Source organism: Chamaesiphon sp. OTE_20_metabat_361 (genome assembly GCF_031364565.1).
Genome location: NZ_JANLWO010000476.1, coordinates 1 through 4,383, shown reverse-complemented (window position 1 = coordinate 4,383; position 4,383 = coordinate 1). Strand labels below are relative to the sequence as shown.

Sequence of the window (4,383 nt, the reverse complement as noted above, 5' to 3'; positions counted from 1 at the left end):
GCCCCGACACCGCCACCTACGAAGCCAAAACCCAAACCATCGCCCAGCAACTCCTCGCCGCCACCACCGAAAAGCGATCGATCTTTGCCAAAGTTCAAGATCGCTTCCGCTGGGATGACAAACTCCTAAGCTGGACGATGGACAACCCCAGCCTGAGAGTCCAACTCTTCCGCGCGATCGATTGCCTGCCAGCACTGACTAATAAGGCCGAAATAGCCCGCCACCTGCAAGAATATTTGACCGTTCCCGAAGTCGAATTGCCCCAAGCCCTCAAAGGACTGCTCAACTTCACCGCTGCCGACTCCATCCCCGGCCAACTTGCCGCCACCACCTTCGCCACCGCCGTCGAAACCCTCGCCCGTAAATACATCGCTGGCGAAAATGTCAAGCAAACCCTCAAAACGATCGAGCGGCTCCGCAACCAGTCGATGACCTTTACGATCGATGTATTGGGAGAAGCCGTAGTCACCGAAACCGAAGCCCAGTATTATCTAGATCGCTATCTGGAGTTGATGACCCAACTCACTGCCGCCGCCAAAAGCTGGTCGGGATTAGCTGCTAATGGTCAAAATGCCGCTAGAGTACAGGTTTCAGTCAAGCTCACGGCATTTTATTCCCAATTCGATCCCCTTGATGTCCAGGGTTCCCAAGCGAAAGTCGGCGAGCGACTGCGGATCTTGCTCCGTAAGGCTCAGGAAGTGGGGGCAGCAGTACATTTTGATATGGAACAGTACCGCTACAAAAACGCAACCCTGGCGGTGCTTAAACCCCTGCTGCTGGAAGCTGAATTTCGCGCTCGCACCGATATTGGCATCACCCTTCAAGCCTACCTCCGCGATAGCTATCAGGACTTACAAGATCTCATCGTTTGGGCAAAAGAACGGGGCAATCCAATTACCGTCCGGTTGATTAAAGGAGCCTATTGGGATCAGGAGACAATTACCGCCCGCCAAAATCACTGGCCGACCCCCGTCTATAACCACAAACCATCCACAGATGCCAATTTCGAGCGGATGACCGAACTCCTGCTCGAACATCACGAGTACCTCCACGCCGCCATTGGTAGCCACAACGTTCGCTCTCAGGCACACGCGATCGCGATCGCCCAAACCCTAAATATTCCCCCCCAGCACCTCGAATTTCAAGTCCTCTACGGGATGGCAGATAACCTGGCAACCGCCCTCGCCCAGCAGGGTCATCGCGTGCGGGTTTATTGTCCTTCTGGCGACCTGATTCCGGGGATGTCGTACCTGATTCGGCGACTATTGGAAAATACTGCTAACAGTTCTTTTCTGCGTCAAAGTGTCTCCGAGCAACCGCTTGAAGGACTATTACTAGCTCCCGTATGGGGAGATGGCGATCGAGACGAAAGTATCATCAAACCATTACCCATCAGCTCATCTACCTCGACAGTAACCCGAATCGATCCGGCACCAGATACCGACTACGCGATCGAGCAAATGCGATCGGCAGCTAATACCGCCCTTACCGCTGTCAGAGCGCAATTCGGACAAACCTATCTCCCGCTGATCGACGGCGAACGCGTCCAAACAGCGACGACAATTGCCTCCGTCAACCCCTCCAATCCCACCGAAATCGTCGGCTCGATCGGGCAAATCGACATTCCCCAGGCTGAGAGTGCGATCGCCGCCGCCCAAACCGCCTTCAAAACCTGGCAGCGCACCCCAGTTTCCGAGCGTGCCGCCATCCTCCGCCGCGCGGCAGACTTACTCGAAGCCCGTCGCCACGAACTCAACGCCTGGATAGTGTTTGAAGCTGGTAAACCCCTCCCCCAAACCGATGTCGAAGTTTCCGAAGCCGCCGATTTTTGTCGGTACTATGCCGCAGAAATGGAGCGATTGGATGCCGAAGTCGGTTACGATGTCGCAGGTGAAACCGATCGCTATTTCTACCGCGCCAAAGGAATCGTCTTGGTAATTTCGCCCTGGAATTTCCCCCTCGCCATTCCCACGGGGATGACTGTCGCTGCACTAGTTACAGGGAATTGTGTCCTGCTCAAACCCGCCGCCGTCACCTCAGTAATTGCTGCCAAATTGAGCGAAATATTGGTCGATGCAGGGCTACCCAAAGGCGTATTTCAATACGTCCCTGGCAGTGGCTCCACCGTCGGTGCCCACCTCGTCAAACACCCCGCAGTCCACGCGATCGTTTTCACTGGCTCCCAAGAAGTCGGCTGTCAAATCTATGCCAGCGCCGCCATCCTCCAACCGGGTCAAAAACACCTCAAACGCGTCATTGCCGAAATGGGCGGTAAAAACGCCATTATTGTCGATGAAAGTGCCGATCTCGACCAAGCCGTCCAAGGGGTCGTCGCCTCCGCCTTCGGCTATAGCGGTCAAAAGTGTTCCGCCTGTTCCCGCGTCATCGTCTTAGCATCAATTTACGATGTCTTTGTCGAGCGGTTAGTTGCAGCAACCGCATCGTTAAATGTCGGCATTGCTGCCGATCCGAGTACGAAGGTGGGGCCAGTCATCGATGCTGCCGCCCAGCAACGGATTCGCGATACGATCGCCCAAGGCAAATCAATCGCCACACTTGCCCTAGAACTGCCTGCTCCAGAATTAGGTTATTTCGTCGGGCCAGTCATCTTCACCGAGGTCGAGCCGCAATCTAGCCTCGCTCAGGAAGAGATTTTCGGCCCCGTATTATCGGTAATGAAAGCTGCTGACTTCGATCGAGCCTTAGAGATCGCCAATGGCACCAACTTCGCCCTCACTGGCGGACTCTACTCGCGCACCCCTTCCCATATCGATCGAGCCAAAGTCGAATTTGAAGTAGGAAATCTCTACATCAATCGTACTATCACAGGCGCGATCGTGGCACGGCAACCCTTTGGCGGCTATAAACTATCGGGAGTCGGCTCCAAAGCGGGAGGCCCCGATTACCTCCTCCAATTCCTCGATCCCCGCACGGTAACTGAAAATATCCAACGCCAAGGCTTCGCCCCGATCGACGGTGTAGACTGAGATTGAATCTCCACGGTTTTAGTTGGCTGGTAGCGGAGATTCACCCACCCCGCCCGTTGGGCACCCCTCCGAGGAGGGGATTTACCGATCGAAGGTTATCGGATGAGATCGAGTCCATGTAGACAAATTTTCAGGCCTCCCTAACACCCGCTGTAGCGGTTGTTAAAAAAATCCCCGCCTCGGAGGGGTGCCCGAAGGGCGGGGTGGGTAGATCTTCGCTACTCACTAATACTCCCATCCTCGAAAGGCGGGGTGGGTAGATCCCCGACACCCACCCATCAACCCTACTTAGCGGTATTATCGTCCCAAACATTCCGCCAAAACTGAGTATTTTGCGTGGTTTTTTTCGGTTGAGCGATCGAGAAGTCAATCTTACTATTGATATCGCGAATACTCCAGCCAGTCAGATTGGCTAAAGTACTTGCTTCTTGCTCCAATCGGGGACGCAGCGTCTGCTGATATTTTTTCCCAGCTTCGCAACTGAGATTACCTTTAAACGGGTGATTCATCACGTAACGACCCTGAAAATTCTCCTGATTACCAGTTTCTTGAAACATCAAATCTTCAGGAAACTTATCGCGGGTATAGCGAACGTGTAAGCGAGTGATAAACGTGGCTCCTGCGGCTCGGCGGCGCTGCGGCATATTGCCATTACTTTCCCAAAATACACCAGCTTCTTTTAACTCTGTCGCTGTTGGTGGATCGCTCGAACAAGGATCGCAATTCGAGACATTCCAGGCATATTCTAAGAAAGCAACTTTTTTCTGCTCGCGCTCGTAGACTTTTTGAAATGTTGCTTGATAAAAATTTCCAAACTCTGACTTAATATATTCAGGAATTGCTTTATCGGTTGGTACTTTCACTGTCCGGTAATTTGTTAGTTCTACTTGCCCTTTCGGTGAAAGTATATAGACAACTAAATCCTGTTCGCCGCGAGAGTTAATCATCCCCAAGCGGATCGGCAGCATAAACTTCGGTGATTCATAGGCAATCTGAAGCGGACGCAATACTTGAAAGCCAGATTTGTCAAATTCTTTCATATCGATTTTGGCGACGAAGAATTTTAGTTTTTGCTTGATATATGGACTCAACAATTCACTCGCACCTTTGGGAATATTATAGCCATTTTGACGCAGCCAAGTTTCTAAACCGTTAGACTCTTTCGCACTGAGAATCACAATTTCATATTCATTTACTTTAAAAGTATCTTCAACTGTGACGCCTAAATCTCTACCTTGTGGCTTGCTAGTTCTTCGAGGTGAAGGAGGTAGTGCCGTACTACTTTCCGGCACGTCTGACTCACGTTGACGCTCTACATCGCAAGGATTGGGATCGAAATATTCGACCAATCGCGGTTGACTAAAAGCATCTAATTTCTCAACGGTGGTACGTTTTC

2 protein-coding genes are annotated in these 4,383 nt (G+C 52.0%); one reads left to right on the top strand and one right to left on the bottom strand.

What is annotated here, in order from left to right; translation table 11 throughout:
• A partial coding sequence (pruA, locus tag RMO35_RS13930) for an L-glutamate gamma-semialdehyde dehydrogenase (RefSeq protein WP_309741903.1) occupies positions 1-2,987 on the top strand: 2,987 nt, incomplete at its 5' end.
• Between the two features lie 284 nt (positions 2,988-3,271).
• Here the strand turns inward: pruA and RMO35_RS13925 are convergent.
• Positions 3,272-4,383, bottom strand: a 1,112-nt coding sequence (locus RMO35_RS13925) for a DUF2330 domain-containing protein (protein WP_309741902.1), incomplete at its 5' end; no start/stop codon positions are given.